This window comes from Limimaricola pyoseonensis (assembly GCF_900102015.1).
In the GTDB taxonomy this organism is placed as follows: Bacteria; Pseudomonadota; Alphaproteobacteria; order Rhodobacterales; family Rhodobacteraceae; genus Limimaricola; species Limimaricola pyoseonensis.
In genome coordinates this window covers 149488-164776 of the sequence record NZ_FNAT01000003.1, presented here as the reverse complement: position 1 = coordinate 164776, position 15289 = coordinate 149488, and the positions used below count along the sequence as shown (strand labels likewise).

Here is a 15289-nt window from a genome sequence, read left to right as displayed (position 1 = left end):
CGGGGCCGCTCAGATCCAGCCCGAGAGGTTCTCGCGGATCACCCGCTCCAGCATGTCGATATGCTCGGGCTGGTCGTTGAGGCAGGGGATGTAGGTGAACTTCTCGCCGCCCGCCTCCTCGTAGCTCTCCTTGATCTCCTCGTTGATCTCCTCGAGCGTCTCGATGCAGTCCGACGAGAAGGCCGGGGCGCAGATCGACAGGTTGCGCACGCCCTCCTCCTTGGCCAGCCGCGCCACCTCCTCGACCGTGTAGGGCTTGAGCCATTCCTCGCGGCCGAAGACCGACTGGAAGGTGGTCACCACGCGGGTCTCCTCCCAGCCCAGCGCCTCGCGCAGAAGCCGCGTCGTCTTGGCGCACTGGCAGTGGTAGGGGTCGCCCTCCAGCAGGTAGCGCTTGGGCAGGCCGTGATAGGAGCAGACCAGCACCTCGGGCCGGCTCTCGGGGGTCGGGTGCGCGCGGCGCACCGAGTTGGCCAGCGCCTCGATGTAGTCGGGGCGGTCGTAATAAGGGTCGACCACGCGGGCGGTGGGCTGCCACTTCTCGGCCATCAGCGCCTTGAAGAAGGCGTCGTTCGCCGTGGCCGAGGTCGCGCCCGCGTAATGCGGGTAGAGCGGGAAGAACAGGATCTTGCGGCAGCCGTTCTCGACCATCTTGCGCACCACCGACTTGGTCGAGGGGTTGCCGTAGCGCATGCAGAACTCGACCTGCACGCCATCGCCGTATTCCGCCTCGAAGCGGGCGCGCAGCGCGTCGGCCTGGGCGCGGGTGATGGTGCGGAGCGGGCTTTCGTTCAGCTCCTCGTTCCAGATGGACTTGTAGGCCGCGCCGGATTTCGACGGCCGGGTGGTCAGGATCACGCCCTGCAGCAGCGGCTGCCACAGGAGCGGGTTGTAATCGACGACGCGGCGGTCGGAGAGGAACTCCGACAGGTAGCGCCGCATCGAGCGGTAGTCCGTGCCGTCGGGCGTGCCGAGATTGGCGACCAGGATGCCCACGCGGGCCTTCGGGACGGCCGGGTGGTCGGCGGGGGCATGGATCGGGCGGGTCGCGTCGAGCATCGTCTGTCCTTGGGGCTGGCGTCTGGATCTGAGTATTTTCGGAATGAAGTAGCGGGATCGCGCGCCCGGCAAGCCGGGGACGCGACCGGTCCGAGGGATAGGCCCGGCCCCGCCGGGGTCAATCGGCGCTTTCGTCGCGGGCCTCGCGCAGCGCCGCCTCGAGGCTGCGGGTGGCCGAGCCGGGGCGCAGCGGCTTGGGCTGGTCGGCCGAGGGGGCCCAGCCGGTGAGCGTGATCACCTCGAAGCGGGCTTTGATCCGGCCCTCGGCATCGCCCGCGGCCTCGGAGTAGAGCCGCGCCGCCTCGGCCAGCACCGCGCGCCGGGTCGGGCGGCGCAGCCGGCCCGCCATGGCGTTGGCCTCGCCCATGGCGCGCAGGTCGCGCATCAGGTGGAAGGGCGTGGCATAGGTCACGTCGAGCGGCGTGCCGTCGGCCACCGGCATCGCCAGCCCCGCGCGCTGCAGCAGCGCGCCGAGGTCGCGGATTTCGCCCATCGGCGCGACGCGCGGCGACAGGCCCCCCGTCACCGCCGTCTCGGCCGCGGTCAGCGACTGGCGCAGCACCGACAGCGTCTCGCCGCCGAACAGCGTCGCCATCACCAGCCCGTCGGGGGCCAGCGCCCGGCGGCACTGGATCAGCTGGCCGATCGGGTCCTCGGCCCAGTGCAGCGACAGCGCGTGGATCACGAGGTCATGCGCGCCCTCCTCGAGATCGAGCGTCTCGGCGTCGGGCACGATCCGGGCCCCCGGCAGCCGCCGCGCCCAGAGATCGGGCCAGGGCGTGACCACGGCGACGTCGGTAAAGGAACGGTTAACCTCGGCCAGCCTATCCTCGACATCGTCGGCCACCGCCTCCTGTAGGAACAGCGCCGGGTCGCGCGCGGCGCGGGCGCGCTGCCGCTGCAGGGCGGCGCGGTCGAACAGCGCGGGGCGGGCCTGCGCCGCGGGGCGCGCGGTCTCGGTGAGGCGGGGCGGGTCTGAGGGGGTGCTGTCGGTCATGCGCACCAGATAAGGGGGCGACATGCGGTTGCAAAGCGCGCTGCGGCATCTCTACCCGCCGGCCTGCCTGCGCTGCGGCGCGCTGGTCGAGGCGGATTTCGCGCTTTGCGGCGCCTGCTGGCGCGACACGCCCTTTCTGGGCGGCGCGCTTTGCGACGGCTGCGCCCAGCCGCTGCCGGGCGAGGCCGAGGCCGGGCTCGCCTGCGACGACTGCCTTGCCGCACCGCGGCCGTGGCGCACGGGGCGGGCGGTGCTGGCCTACCGCGACGGCGCGCGGGCGCTGGTGCTCGCGCTCAAGCATGGCGACCGGACCGAGCTGGCGCGGCCCTTGGGCGACTGGATGGCGCGCGCGGCCGCGCCGCTGATGCGCCCGGGCACGCTGCTCGTGCCGGTGCCGCTGCACTGGTCGCGGCTCTGGCGGCGGCGCTACAACCAGTCGGCGCTGCTCGCCGCGCGCATGGCGCGGGCGCTGGGCGCGGCGCAATGCCCCGACGCGCTGGTCCGCCGCCGCGCCACCGCGCCGCTCGACGGGCGCGACCGGGCGCAGCGCTTCGCGGCGCTTTCGGGCGCCATCGCGCCGCATCCCCGGCGCGGCGCGCGGATGCGCGGCCGGCCGGTGCTGCTGGTGGACGACGTGATGACCAGCGGCGCGACGCTCTCGGCCTGCGCCGCCGCCGCCCGCGCCGCCGGGGCGGCTGATCTTGCCGTGATCGCTCTGGCCCGCACCGCCAAGGATGCCTAGATGATGGGCCAGACCCTGAACGGAGGCCCGGATGCCCGCCACACCGACGATCGAGATCTACACCAAGCCGACCTGCGGCTACTGCCACGCCGCCAAGCGCCTGCTGGCCCAGAAGGGCGTGGGCTTCACCGAGATCGACATCGCCGCCCGGCCCGAGCGCCGCGGCGAGATGGTGCAGCGCGCCAATGGCGGCCGCACCGTGCCGCAGATCTTCATCGGCGACACACATGTCGGCGGCTATGACGACATGGCGCTGCTCGACCGCCGCGGCGGTCTCGACCAGCTGCTGGGCAAGTGATCCGCGCCGCCCTCCTGCAGACCACCGCCTCGGACGACCCCGCCCGGAACCTCGAGATCCTGCGCGGCATGGTCCGGGGCGCGGCGGCGCAGGGCGCGGGCTTCGTGCTGACCCCGGAGGTCAGCAACTGCGTCTCGGCCAGCCGCGCGCACCAGGCCGAGGTGCTGCGCCACGAGGCGGACGATGCGACCCTCGCCGGGCTGCGCGAGGAGGCCGCGCGCGCCGGCATCTGGCTTTCGGTCGGCTCGCTGGCGCTGAAGACGCATGACGCCGACGGGCGCTTCGCCAACCGCTCCTTCCTGATCGCGCCCGACGGCGACATCCGCGCCCGCTACGACAAGATCCACATGTTCGACGTCGCGGTGAGCGAGACCGAGACCTACCGCGAATCCGCCGGCTACCGGCCCGGCACCCGCGCCGTTCTGGCCGAGACGCCCTTCGCGAAGGTCGGGCTCAGCATCTGCTACGACGTCCGTTTCGCGCATCTCTACCGCCGGCTGGCGCAGGCGGGGGCCGAGATCCTACTGGTGCCTTCGGCCTTCTCGCCGGTCACGGGGGCCGCGCATTGGCAGAGCCTGCTGCGCGCACGCGCGATCGAGACCGGCTGCTTCGTGCTCGCCGCGGCGCAGACGGGTCGGCACGCGGCGCGCGAAGGCAAGGCGCGCGAGACCCATGGCCACAGCCTCGCCGTTGCGCCATGGGGCGAGGTGCTGGCCGATGCCGGCACGGCACCGGGGACGACATTCGTTGATCTTGACCTTTCGCAGGTGGCACAAGCGAGGGGCCGCGTGCCGGCGCTTTCGCATGACCGCCCCTTCGAAGGACCCTGATGAGCCAGCCCCTCGACAACCTCGCCATCACGCTGTTCAGCGAGATCCTGGCCGTCGACCAGCTGGCGCGCAACACCATGTCCAAGGTGCTGCCCAAGGGCATGGAGCTGTCGCATTTCTCGGTGCTGAACCACCTCGCCTTCTCGGGGACCGAGCGCACGCCGGCGCAGCTCGCGCGGACCTTCCACCTGACGCGCGGCGCGATGACCAACACGCTGGGCAAGCTGGAATGGGCGGGCTGGGTGCATATCCGCCCCGACTGGGACGACGCGCGCCGCAAGATGGTGGCGATCAGCCCCGCCGGGCTGGCCGCGCGCGACGCCGCGGTGGCGGCGATCACGCCGATCGTCGCCGAGGTGGTCGAGCGGGTCGGCGCCGAGCGCGCCCGCGCCACGCTGCCGGTGCTGCGCGAGCTCAGGCTCCGGCTCTCGGACGTGGACTAGAGCGTCACGCGCTCGGGGCGCAGGCTGGCGGTGACGTAGTTCACGCTCAGGTCGCGCTCCGACAGCCGCCAGCTCCAGCCCAGCGGGTTGAACACCATGCCCTTGCGGTCGACCGGCGTGAGACCGGCGCGGCGCATGAGGTCGTAAAGCTCGTCGGGCGTGATGAACTTGTTCCAGTCATGCGTGCCCTTGGGCAGCCAGCGCATCACCTGCTCGGCGCCGATGATCGCCATGACGTAGCTCTTGGCGTTGCGGTTCAGGGTCGAGCAGATGTGCAGGCCGCCGGGCTTCAGAAGGTCGTGGCAGGCGGTGAGGTAGTCGATCGGCGAGGCGACATGCTCGACCACCTCCATGTTGAGCACCACGTCGAATGCCTCGCCCGCCTCGGCCATCGCCTCGGCGGTGGTGTGGCGGTAGTCGATCTCGAGGCCCGACTGCTCGGCATGCAGCCGCGCCACGGGGATGTTGCGCTCGGCCGCGTCGGCGCCGACCACCGTCGCCCCGAGCCGCGCCATCGGCTCGCACAGAAGCCCGCCGCCGCAGCCGATGTCGAGCAGCCGCAGCCCCGCGAAGGGCGCCTGCGCGCCAAGGTCGCGGTCGAACTGCGCCGCGATCTGGCCGGTGATGTAGTCGAGCCGGCAGGGGTTGAGCATGTGCAGCGGCTTGAACTTGCCCTCCGTGTCCCACCACTCGGCCGACATCGCCTCGAACTTGGCGACCTCGTCGGGATCGATGGTCGAGCGGGCGGCGCGGTCTGGGCTGGGCATGGGTCGGTCCTTCTGGTCGCGGGCTGGTCGCGGGGTGACGCCTCGTCGCCATGGGTGACGCCGCGGTGTCGATGGCTATATAGACCGGACATGGACAAGGTCTCAGGTCAAAAGCGCGCAATCGCGCATCTGCACCCGCCCGTCGAGCCCTTCGATCAGCGCATGGTCGATGTCGGCGACGGCCACCGGGTCTATGTCGAGCAATGCGGCAACCCCGAGGGTCGCCCCGTCGTGGTGCTGCATGGCGGGCCGGGCGGCGGCTGCAGCCCGGCGATGCGGCGCTACTTCGACCCCGCGCACTGGCGCATCGTGCTGTTCGACCAGCGCGGCTGCGGCCGCTCGCGCCCGCATGCCAGCGTCGAGGCCAACACGACATGGCACCTCGTGGCCGACATGGAGCTGATCCGCGAGATGCTGGGCATCGAGCGCTGGACGCTGTTCGGCGGCAGCTGGGGCGCGACGCTGGCGCTGATCTACGCCCAGACCCACCCCGAGCGCACCGCCGCGCTGCTGCTGCGCGGCGTCTTCCTGATGACCGAGCCCGAGCTCGAGTGGTTCTACGGCGGCGGCGCCGGGCAGTTCTGGCCCGAGCTGTGGCAGCGCTTCGCCTCGCTGATCCCCGAGGCCGAGCATGACGACCTGATCGCCGCCTATCACCGGCGGCTGTTCTCGGGCGATACGGGCGCGGAGCTGCGCCACGCCCGCGCCTGGGCCTCGTGGGAGAACGCGCTGGCCTCGATCGACAATGACGGCCCCTTGGGCGAGGGGCCGGCCGAATATGCCCGCGCCTTCGCCCGGCTCGAGAACCACTACTTCCACCATCGCGGCTTTCTCGAGCCGGGGCAGGGCATCCTCGAGCGGATGGAGCGGATCGCGCATCTGCCGGGGCTGATCGTGCAGGGCCGCTACGACATGATCTGCCCGCCTGCCGGCGCGCACCGTCTGGCCGCGCTGTGGCCCGCGGCGCGGCTCAGGATGGTGCCGCGCGCCGGCCATGCGCTGTCGGAGCCCGGCATCGCCGCCGAGCTGGTGCGCGCCACCGACGCGCTGGGCCGCGGCGACGCCGGGTTGGTCTTCGGCCCGACGGTCACGCCGGACGTAGGGTAATTCCTGCAAGGGTTTACAGGCCGGTCCGCATCGCTAACCTATGCCCCAATCAAGAACGGCGCGGGAACGCGCCGATCCGGCCCGGCGACCGGGCACAGGGGAGACCAAGACAACTTGGGTAGTCTACTCAGGATCATCCTGCAGCGTCTGGCGCTTGGCCTGCTGACGCTGCTGATCGTCTCGGCCGTGATCTTCGGCGCGGTGAACCTTCTTCCCGGCGATTTCGCGCAAGCCGTGCTGGGCCAGTCCGCGACGCCGGAGGCGGTGGCGGCGATCCGCACCCAGCTCGGGCTCGATCAGCCGCTCTTGCTGCGCTACGCCGACTGGCTGTGGGACGCGGCGCGCGGCGATCTGGGCGTGAGCTTCGCGCAGGCCAACTTCGCGAGCTTCACCGGGCGGGTCGACCCCTCGGCCACGGTGGCCGCGCAGATCGCGCCGCGCTTCGCCAACACCATGTTCCTGGCCGGCGTCACCGCCGTCTTCGCGGTGCCGCTCGCGGTGGGCCTCGGCATCCTCGCGGCGCTGTGGCGCGACACGCCCTTCGACAAGGGCGCCAACATCGCGACGCTGTCCTCGATCTCCAGCCCCGAATTCTTCGTGGCCTACATCCTGATCCTGCTTCTGGCGGTGGTGAACCCGGTCTTCCCGTCGCTGTCGAGCATCTTCCCGGGCATGAGCTTCGGCGAGCGGCTGGAAAAGACCGTGCTGCCGGCGCTGACGCTGACGCTGGTGGTGACCGCGCACATGATGCGGATGACCCGCGCCGCGATCCTCAACCTGATGGCGCAGCCCTATATCGAGATGGCCCGGCTCAAGGGCATGCGACCGCTGCACGTGATCCTGCGCCACGCATTGCCGAACGCGCTGGCGCCGATCGTCAATGTGGTGGCGCTGAACCTCGCCTATCTGGTGACCGGCGTCGTCGTGGTCGAGGTGGTCTTCGTCTATCCCGGCATCGGCCAGCTCTTCGTCGACAGCGTCAAGCTGCGCGACATCCCCGTGGTGCAGGCCTGCTGCCTGATCTTCGCGGCCGCCTACATCCTGCTGAACCTGACCGCCGACATCCTGTCGATCGTCTCCAACCCGCGCCTGAGGCACCCGAAATGAGCGGCTGGCTCTGGACCCTTCTCGCGCTGGCCGGCCTCGCGGCGCTGGCCTTCGCCGGCCGCGCCGGCGCGCGCCTGGCCACGGGCGGCGCGCCGCGCTTCCGCGACATGGGCTTCGGCGAGGCCTTCGGCTGGGCGCTGGCGGGTGCTGCGGTGGCGGGCGGCGTCTGGCTCTGGCTGCTGCCCGGCGCGGTCTATTTCCGCTGGGCGGTGACCGGCTTCGCGCTCTGCGCCGTGGCCGCCTTCCTGTTCCGCATCCTCGGCCGCCATGTCGGCCCCGAGCCCACGAAGCGGCTGTTCAGGCAGATGCCGCTCACCGCCGCCTTCGGCATCCTCGCGATCCTCGTCTATGCCATCGTCGCGATCTTCGCCGGCTGGATCGCGCCGCACGGGCAGGAGGCGGTGCTGGGCGCGGCCAACATCGTGCCGGGCGGCGATCCGGCGATGGGCGGCAATCCCGATTTCCCGCTCGGCACCGACCGGATCGGGCGCGACATCCTCTCGCGGCTGATCTACGGCGCGCAGAACACCGTCGGCCTCGCCTTCGCCACGACGCTGCTGGCCTTCGTGCTGGGCGGCTCTCTGGGGCTGCTGGCGGCGGTGGTCGGCGGCTGGCTCGACCAGGTGCTGAGCCGCGGCGTCGACGTGCTGATGGCGATCCCGTCGCTGATCTTCGCGCTGCTGCTGCTGACCATCGCATCCGTCTGGGCCGAGGGCGCGCGCGGGCTTCTGACCTTCTACATGGTGCTGATCATCGCGGTGATCGACTCGACCCGCGTGTTCCGCCTCGCCCGCGCCGTGGGCATCGGCATCGTGGTGATGGACTATGTCGAGGCCGCCAAGCTCAGGGGCGAGGGCATGGGCCACCTCGTGTTTCGCGAGATCCTGCCCAACGCCACCGCGCCGCTTCTGGCCGAGTTCGGGCTGCGCTTCTGCTTCGTGTTCCTGACCATCGCCTCGCTCTCGTTCCTCGGCGTCGGCATCCAGCCGCCCTTGGCCGACTGGGGCACCATGGTCCGCGACCTCGCGCAGTTCATCAACTTCGCGGCCTTCGCGCCGATGGTGGCGCTGGCGCCGCTCCTGCCGGCGCTGGCGATCGCGATCCTGACCGTGGGGGTGAACTTCGTGGTGGACTGGATGCTGCACCGCAGCTCGGGGCTGAAGTCGTGAGCCCGCTTCTGGAGATCCGCGACCTTCGGATCGAGGGCCGCTCGGACGAGGAATGGCACCCGATCATCAACGGCGTCGACCTGACGCTCGGCCGCGGCGAGGTGCTGGGGCTGATCGGCGAATCCGGCGCGGGCAAGTCGACGCTGGGCCTCGCGGCGATGGGCTATGTGCGCGACGGCGTGCGGGTTTCCGGCGGCTCGGTCGTGTTCGACGGCATCGACCTCCTGAACGCCTCGGCCGAGGAGAAACGCTCGCTCCTGGGCCGGCGCATCGCCTATGTCGCGCAGTCGGCGGCGGCGAGCTTCAACCCTGCGCACAAGCTGATCGACCAGCATGTCGAGGCGCCGCTGCGCCACGGCGTGGCCGAGCGGGGCGAGAGCGTCGAGGACGCGATCGAGCTCTACCGCAAGCTGCGCCTGCCCAACCCCGACGAGATCGGCTTCCGCTACCCGCACCAGGTTTCTGGCGGGCAGCTGCAGCGGGCGATGACCGCGATGGCGATGTCCTGCCGGCCCGACCTGATCATCTTCGACGAGCCCACCACCGCGCTCGACGTCACCACCCAGATCGAGGTGCTGGCGGCGATCCGCGACATCGTCCAGCAGTTCGGCACATCGGCGATCTACATCACCCACGACCTCGCCGTGGTCGCGCAGATGGCCGACCGCATCAAGGTGCTGCTCAGGGGTGACGAGGTCGAGACCGCGCCGACGCGCGAGATGCTCGAGGCGCCGAAGGAGGACTACACCAAGTCGCTCTGGGCGGTGCGCGGCTACAAGCGGCCCGAGAAGCCCGCCCCCGCGGCCGGTGCCGTGCCGATCCTGAGCGTCGAGAACGTCACCGCCGCCTACGGCACCGCCACCGTGCTCGAGCACGTCTCCTTCGACATCCATGCCGGGCGCACCGTCGCCGTGGTGGGCGAGAGCGGCTCGGGCAAGTCGACCACGGCGCGGGTGATCACCGGCCTCTTGCCGCCGCGCGCCGGGCAGGTGCGCTTCGACGGCGAGACGCTGCCGCCGGGCTACCGCCAGCGCTCCAAGGACCAGCTCCGGCAGGTCCAGATGATCTACCAGATGGCCGACACCGCGCTGAACCCGCGCCAGACCGTGGCGCAGATCATCGGCCGGCCGGTGCGCTTCTACCGCGGGCTGAAGGGCCGCCGCCTGCGGGCGCGGGTCGACGAGCTGATGAGCCAGATCGAGCTCGACCCCGCCACCTTCCGCGACCGGCTGCCGGGCGAGCTGTCGGGCGGGCAGAAGCAGCGCGTCGGCATCGCCCGCGCGCTCGCCGCCGAGCCGAAGCTGATCATCTGCGACGAGGTGACATCGGCGCTCGACCAGCTGGTGGCCGAGGGCATCCTCAAGCTGCTGGCGCGTCTTCAGGACGAGCTGGGCCTGTCCTACATGTTCATCACCCACGACCTCGCCACGGTGAAGGCGATCGCCGACGAGGTGGTGGTGATGAAGGAGGGAAAGGTGGTCGAGCACGGCCCCAAGACCGAGATGTTCACGCCGCCGCACCACCCCTACACCGACCTGCTCCTGTCCTCCGTGCCCGAGATGGACCCCGACTGGCTCGACAAGCTTCTGGCCGAACGCGGAGTTGAGGATCTCGGCGAGGCGGCGACGGGTAAGATGTAGGCGCAACGCACGAATCGGCCCCCGGAGAGGGGCAGGGAACCAAGAGGGAGAAGACCATGCCACAACTCAGCCGACGCGGATTGCTCAAGACGGGCGCCGCCGCGGGCCTTCTGTCGGTCACCGGCCTGCCGCTCCGGGCGCAGACGCGCGGCGGCACGCTGCGCCTCGGCCTCGCCGGGGCCAACACCTCCGACAGCTGGGACGGCCGCACCCATTCCGACACCTACATGATCGTCACCGCCTACGGCGCGGTGTTCGACTGCCTGACCGAGATCGCCGCCAATGGCGAGCTGGTGGGCGAGCTGGCGACCGGCTGGGAATCCACCCCCGACGCCAAGACCTGGACCTTCGACCTGCGCCAGGGCGTGACCTTCCACAACGGCCAGCCCTTCACCGCGGACGACGTGATCGCCTCGCTGAAGCTGCATCTCGACGAGGACGCGAAATCCGCCGCCCGGCCGATCGTCGCGCCGATCACCGAGATGAAGAAGCTCTCCGATCATCAGGTGCAGTTCACGCTGGAAGCGGGCAATGCCGACTTCCCCTTCCTGATGTCGGACTACCACCTGCTGATGTACCCGCATCAGAACGTCGAGGAGGCGATCGCCAAGGGCATCGGCACCGGCCTCTACAAGGTCGAGAGCTTCGATCCGGGCGTGCGTACGCTGCTGAGCCGCGTCGACGGCCACTACAAGGACGGCAAGGCCGGCTGGTTCGACCAGGTCGAGGTGATCGCGATCAATGACGGCTCGGCGCGGATGACGGCGCTGATGACCGGCCAGGTCGACGCCGTGAACAACGTCGAGTTCCAGGTGGAGCCGCTCCTCAAGGCCAACCCGAACCTCGCGCTGAACGAGGTGACGGGCAACCAGCACTACACCTTCCCGATGCTCACCGACCTGTCGCCGATGGACAACCTCAAGGTCCGTCAGGCGCTCAAGCACGCGGTGCGGCGCGAGGAGATGGTCGAGAAGATCCTCCTGGGCCACGGCGCGGTCGCCAACGACCACCCGATCGGTCCGGCGAACCAGTACTACCACGCCGATCTCGAGCAGAACGACTACGACCCCGAGAAGTCGAAGGCGCTTCTGAAGGAGGCCGGTCTCGACGGTCTCAGCATCGACCTGTCGGTCTCCGAGGCCGCCTTCGCCGGCGCGATCGACGCGGGCCTGCTGTACCAGGCCAGCGCCAAGGATTGCGGCATCGACATCAACGTCGTGCAGGAGCCGGCCGACGGCTACTGGTCGAACGTCTGGATCAAGAAGCCGTGGTGCGCCTCCTACTGGTCGGGCCGCGTGACCGAGGACTGGATGTTCACGCTGGGCTACGAGACCGGCGCCGCCTGGAACGACACGCACTGGCAGAACGACCGCTTCCAGACCCTGCTCAAGGACGCCCGCGCCGAGCTCGACAGCGACAAGCGCCGCGACATGTATCACGAGATGCAGGCGCTGTGCTCGAAGGAGGGCGCGACGGCGATCCCGATGTATGCGAACTTCGTCGACGGCTACAACACCAAGCTCGGCCACCCCGAGGTGGTCGGCAACGTGTTCGACCTCGACAGCAACCGCATCTGCGAACGGTGGTGGATGGCCTGACCGGCCCGCCATCGCCGACGCGACCGACGCGCGCCGCCCTGCGGCGCGCGTTCTTCGTTCCGCGGCCGCCGCCGCCGTCGCCGTCGTCGCGTCCGTGGCGGGGGCGGGGGCTTGCCGGCCCGCGGTCCCGCCTCAGTTTGCCGGGCAGACCCGCGGCAAGGAGAGGACGGGATGCAGGACGAGCCGTTCTTCGGGCTGAGCCCCTATCACGTGGCCCTCGCGGTGCTGGGGCTGGCGATCATCCTCGCGCGCTGGCTGCCGCGGCTGGTCTCGCGCCGCGAGCCCGCCGCCGCGCCGCTGATGATCCTGTTCGGCGCCGGGGCGGCGCTGCTGCTGCCCGAGCTGCCCTCTCTGCCCGACCCGCGCGACGCGCCGGGGCCCTGGGAGCTGGTCAGCGAGCTGACGGTGATCGTCGCGCTGTTCGGCGCGGGCATGCGGATCGACGAGCTGCGGCCCTGGCGGCGCTGGACGCCGACGCTGCGGATGCTCGGCATCGCCATGCCGCTCACCATCCTCGCGGTGGCGGTGCTCGGCGTGCAGCTCGCGGGGATGACGCTGGCCGGGGCGATCCTGCTCGGCGCGGTGCTCTCGCCCACCGACCCGGTGCTGGCGGGCGACGTGCAGGTCGGGCCGCCGCAGGAGGGCGAGGAGCACCCGGTGCGCTTCACCCTGACCACCGAGGCGGCGCTGAACGACGGGCTGGCCTTTCCCTTCGTCTATCTCGGGCTCCTGGTCGCGGCGCAGGGCTTCGCGCCGCAGAACTGGGCGGCGCACTGGATCGGGCTCGACCTCGTCTACCGGATCGCGGTCGGCGCGGGGATGGGCTGGATCGGCGGGCGGGCGCTGGGCCACGTGCTGTTCCGGCTGCCGCGCGAAGCGGCGCTGGCCGAGACCGGATCGGGGGTGATCGCGCTCGCGGGCATCCTGCTGTGCTACGGCACGACCGAGCTGGTCGAGGGCTACGGCTTCATCGCGGTGGCAGTGCTCGGCCTGACGCTGCGCCGGATCGAGGAAGACCACCACTACCACCGCCGGCTGCACGACTTCTCCGAATCGATCGAGCACGCGCTGACCGCGGCGCTTCTGGTGGCGCTGGGCACGGTGCTGCCGCGGCTCTTCATCGACCTGACATGGACCCATGTGACCATCGCGCTGGTGCTTCTGCTGGTGGTGCGGCCGCTCTCGGGCTGGGTCGCGCTCGCGGGCTGCGGGATGGGCGGCCGCGACCGGGCGATCGTCTCGGTCTACGGGGTGCGCGGCATCGGCTCGATCTACTACCTGTGCTACGCCGGCAGCCACATGGAGTTCGTCGACGAGGCCTCGCTGTGGTCGCTGGTGGCGCTGGTGATCCTCGCCTCGACGCTGCTGCACGGCTTCTCGGTCGGCTGGGCGATGCTGCACGCCTCCGATCCGCAGGAGCCCGGGGCCGCGACGCCGCGCCGGGCTGGACCCGGCCTGCGGCAAGGCTAGCTTCTGCGGCCTGAAGGCACGCGGCCGCGCGTGTCGCGAGACGAAGGGGCGCGAATGAGCGATCAGGCGCATCGAAGCGAGGCGGACAACCGGGCGGCGCAGCGCGCCAGCGATTTCGATTCGGCGCGGCAGCAGGCCGAACGGATGCGCATCGGCGCAGATTCGGGCGTGCTGTTCGAACAGGCCATGGCGCAGACCCGCATGGCGATCTGCCTGGCCGACCCCAACCGCGAGGATGCGCCTCTGGTCTTCGTCAACCGCGCCTTCCTCGAGCTCACCGGCTACACGGAAGAAGAGGTGCTGGGCCGCAACTGCCGCTTCCTGCAGGGGCCCGAGACCGACCGGGCGCAGGTCGAGAAGCTGCGCACCGCGCTCGAAACCGAGGAGGTCGTCGTCGTCGAGCTGCTGAACTACCGCAAGGACGGCACGCCGTTCTGGAACGCGCTGCATCTGGGGCCGATCTACAACGAGGACGGCTCGCTGCGCTACTTCTTCGGCTCGCAGTGGAACGTCACCGACGTCCACGCCGCCCGCGCCGAGGAAAAGCACGCGCGGATGATGGAGCGCGAGATCAGCCACCGCATGAAGAACATGTTCGCGGTGATCTCCTCGATCGTCACCATGACCGGCAAGCTCGACGGCGTCGAGAAGATGGCCGAGAAGATCAACGCCCGCATCCGCTCGCTGGGCCGCGCCCACGAGGCGATGCTCGAGGTCTCCTTCGCCGCCGGCCCCACCGACCCGAGCAAGCTGTTCTCGGACCTTCTCGAGCCCTACGCGCCGCGCGGCGGCGACAGCGTCACGCTCAAAGGCGGCGCCGTGCCGCTCGACAGCAACGTGGTGTCGGTGCTGGCGCTGACCCTGCACGAGATGGCGATCAACGCCGTCAAGCACGGCGCCTTCTCCGAGCCCGAGGGCCGGGTGGCGCTGCGCTGGGATCTCGACGAGAAGGCGGGCCAGGAGATGCTGCGGCTGCGCTGGGTCGAGACCGGCGGCCCGGCCCCCTCCGCCAGCCCGGCCCGGCAGGGTGTTGGCATGACGATCATGCGCCGTATGCTGGCGATGGGCGAGGGTGAGGTGAACTACGACTGGCACCCCGAGGGTCTCCGGGTCGAGATCCTGTTTCCGACGAGCCTGTGAGGGAGAGCGGCATGACGAAGATGGACGGTCGCAGCGCCCCCGATACCCGCCCGCTGGCCGGGCGCACCGTGCTCGTGGTCGAGGACGAGGTGCTGATCGCCATGGACATCAACGAAAGCCTCGCCGAGGCCGGGGCCGAGGTGCGCTACGGGCGCAACCTCGCGCAGGGGCTGAAGCGGGCCGAGGAGCATCTCGACGTGGCGCTGCTCGACGTGACGCTGGGCCGGTCGGAGACCTGCCTGCCGATCGTCGAGAAGCTGCGCGAGCGCGGCGTGCCCTTCGTGCTGCATTCGGGCGACCTGCAGCGCATGGGCGAGACCATCTCGAAGATCGACGCGCCGGTGCTGGAGAAGCCCTGCGACACCTCCGAGATCCTCGCCCGCCTGGTCGAGACGATGCGGGCCGGGGAAGGGGCCGGGGCAGGGCGCTAGGCCGGGTTAGTTCCGATTGTCTATTTGGCCGGCGGCACGCCCATAGGATGATGAGGCCACGGCCCGGCGCGACTCGCGCGGGCCGCGAATACCCAATTCAGTCCCGAGACCGACGCGTGGCCCGACCGGGCGCCCGCGCAAGGCGGCGCCGCGCCTCAAAGACGATTGGACATTCCGATGATGACCCATGCCATGGCGGCCCTTCTGGCCGCCACGTTGAGCCTGCCCGTCTTCGCGCGGGCCGAGACCGCGGAGCCGCGGGCCGGCAGCTACTGCCAGATGTCGGCGGCCAGGATCGCGCAGGGCGGATATTCCGGTCTGTGCGTGATCGATGCCGGCAAGCGGCTGCTGGGCGCGACCGACCCGAAGGGCGTGCCGGTGATCCTGACGCTGCACCCGCGCAACGGCAGCATCCAGTCCTGGCAGCCGGTCCGCTTCGGCGGGCGCTGAACGCGAAAGGGGCGCGCCGGATCGCGGCGCGCCCCCTTGGG

16 protein-coding genes are annotated in these 15289 nt (G+C 70.7%); 13 read left to right on the top strand and 3 right to left on the bottom strand.

The features are described 5' to 3' along the window. Positions 1-9: 9 nt before the first annotated feature. Together hemH and BLT43_RS08355 are read right to left on the bottom strand one after the other, a co-directional pair. On the bottom strand, positions 10-1059 hold the full coding sequence (hemH, locus tag BLT43_RS08360) for a ferrochelatase (RefSeq protein WP_090111848.1): 1050 nt from the start codon (positions 1057-1059) through the stop codon (positions 10-12). 118 nt (positions 1060-1177) lie between these two features. Then, positions 1178-2056, bottom strand: a complete 879-nt coding sequence (locus BLT43_RS08355; RefSeq protein WP_090112351.1) for a methyltransferase domain-containing protein — start codon at positions 2054-2056, stop codon at positions 1178-1180. 22 nt (positions 2057-2078) lie between these two features. Between BLT43_RS08355 and BLT43_RS08350 the strand changes: the two genes are divergently transcribed. From BLT43_RS08350 to BLT43_RS08335, 4 genes are read left to right on the top strand one after another with little or no spacing between them, the layout of a single operon-like run. Then, entirely contained in the window at positions 2079-2798 is a 720-nt protein-coding gene (locus BLT43_RS08350) for a ComF family protein (protein WP_090111846.1), read from the top strand. A 31-nt stretch (positions 2799-2829) separates the two neighbouring features. Next, on the top strand, positions 2830-3096 hold the full coding sequence (grxC, locus tag BLT43_RS08345; protein WP_090111844.1) for a glutaredoxin 3: 267 nt from the start codon (positions 2830-2832) through the stop codon (positions 3094-3096). Further along, positions 3096-3926: a carbon-nitrogen hydrolase family protein gene (locus BLT43_RS08340; RefSeq protein WP_090112350.1), complete on the top strand. Its 831-nt coding sequence runs from the start codon at positions 3096-3098 to the stop codon at positions 3924-3926. Before grxC ends, BLT43_RS08340 begins: the two co-directional genes overlap by 1 nt. Next, positions 3926-4369: a MarR family winged helix-turn-helix transcriptional regulator gene (locus BLT43_RS08335; RefSeq protein ID WP_090111842.1), complete on the top strand. Its 444-nt coding sequence runs from the start codon at positions 3926-3928 to the stop codon at positions 4367-4369. The genes BLT43_RS08340 and BLT43_RS08335 overlap by 1 nt, the downstream gene beginning before the upstream one ends. On the opposite strand, the gene ubiG is transcribed toward BLT43_RS08335, so the two are convergent. Continuing rightward, the gene (gene ubiG / locus BLT43_RS08330; RefSeq protein WP_090111840.1) at positions 4366-5136 is read right to left on the bottom strand and encodes a bifunctional 2-polyprenyl-6-hydroxyphenol methylase/3-demethylubiquinol 3-O-methyltransferase UbiG; all 771 of its coding nucleotides are present in this window, start codon (positions 5134-5136) and stop codon (positions 4366-4368) included. The two genes, BLT43_RS08335 and ubiG, sit on opposite strands and share 4 nt — an antisense overlap. Before the next feature lie 90 nt (positions 5137-5226). Here ubiG and pip point away from each other — a divergent pair, with 90 nt between their 5' ends. The 9 genes from pip to BLT43_RS08285 all read left to right on the top strand — a co-directional run bounded on the left by pip (position 5227) and on the right by BLT43_RS08285 (position 15248). Then, complete coding sequence (gene pip, locus BLT43_RS08325) at positions 5227-6243, top strand: prolyl aminopeptidase (protein WP_090111838.1); 1017 nt, start codon at positions 5227-5229, stop codon at positions 6241-6243. A gap of 114 nt (positions 6244-6357) precedes the next feature. After that, a complete protein-coding gene (locus tag BLT43_RS08320; RefSeq protein WP_090111836.1) occupies positions 6358-7350 on the top strand; it encodes an ABC transporter permease in 993 nt (330 codons plus the stop codon). Next, positions 7347-8519 carry an ABC transporter permease gene (locus tag BLT43_RS08315; RefSeq protein ID WP_090111834.1) on the top strand — a complete coding sequence of 391 codons (1173 nt, stop codon included), beginning with the start codon at positions 7347-7349 and terminating at the stop codon, positions 8517-8519. Before BLT43_RS08320 ends, BLT43_RS08315 begins: the two co-directional genes overlap by 4 nt. Continuing rightward, a complete protein-coding gene (locus tag BLT43_RS08310) occupies positions 8516-10159 on the top strand; it encodes an ABC transporter ATP-binding protein (protein ID WP_090111832.1) in 1644 nt (547 codons plus the stop codon). Before BLT43_RS08315 ends, BLT43_RS08310 begins: the two co-directional genes overlap by 4 nt. A gap of 56 nt (positions 10160-10215) precedes the next feature. Further along, positions 10216-11757, top strand: a complete 1542-nt coding sequence (locus BLT43_RS08305) for an ABC transporter substrate-binding protein (protein WP_090111830.1) — start codon at positions 10216-10218, stop codon at positions 11755-11757. A gap of 171 nt (positions 11758-11928) precedes the next feature. After that, positions 11929-13227, top strand: a complete 1299-nt coding sequence (locus BLT43_RS08300; RefSeq protein WP_090111828.1) for a cation:proton antiporter — start codon at positions 11929-11931, stop codon at positions 13225-13227. A 54-nt stretch (positions 13228-13281) separates the two neighbouring features. Continuing rightward, a complete protein-coding gene (locus BLT43_RS08295) occupies positions 13282-14367 on the top strand; it encodes a PAS domain-containing protein (RefSeq protein WP_090111826.1) in 1086 nt (361 codons plus the stop codon). Between the two features lie 11 nt (positions 14368-14378). Beyond that, positions 14379-14798, top strand: coding sequence for a response regulator (locus BLT43_RS08290; protein WP_090111824.1), 420 nt, complete (start codon positions 14379-14381; stop codon positions 14796-14798). A gap of 177 nt (positions 14799-14975) precedes the next feature. Next, complete coding sequence (locus BLT43_RS08285) at positions 14976-15248, top strand: hypothetical protein (RefSeq protein WP_090111822.1); 273 nt, start codon at positions 14976-14978, stop codon at positions 15246-15248. Positions 15249-15289: the final 41 nt, after the last annotated feature.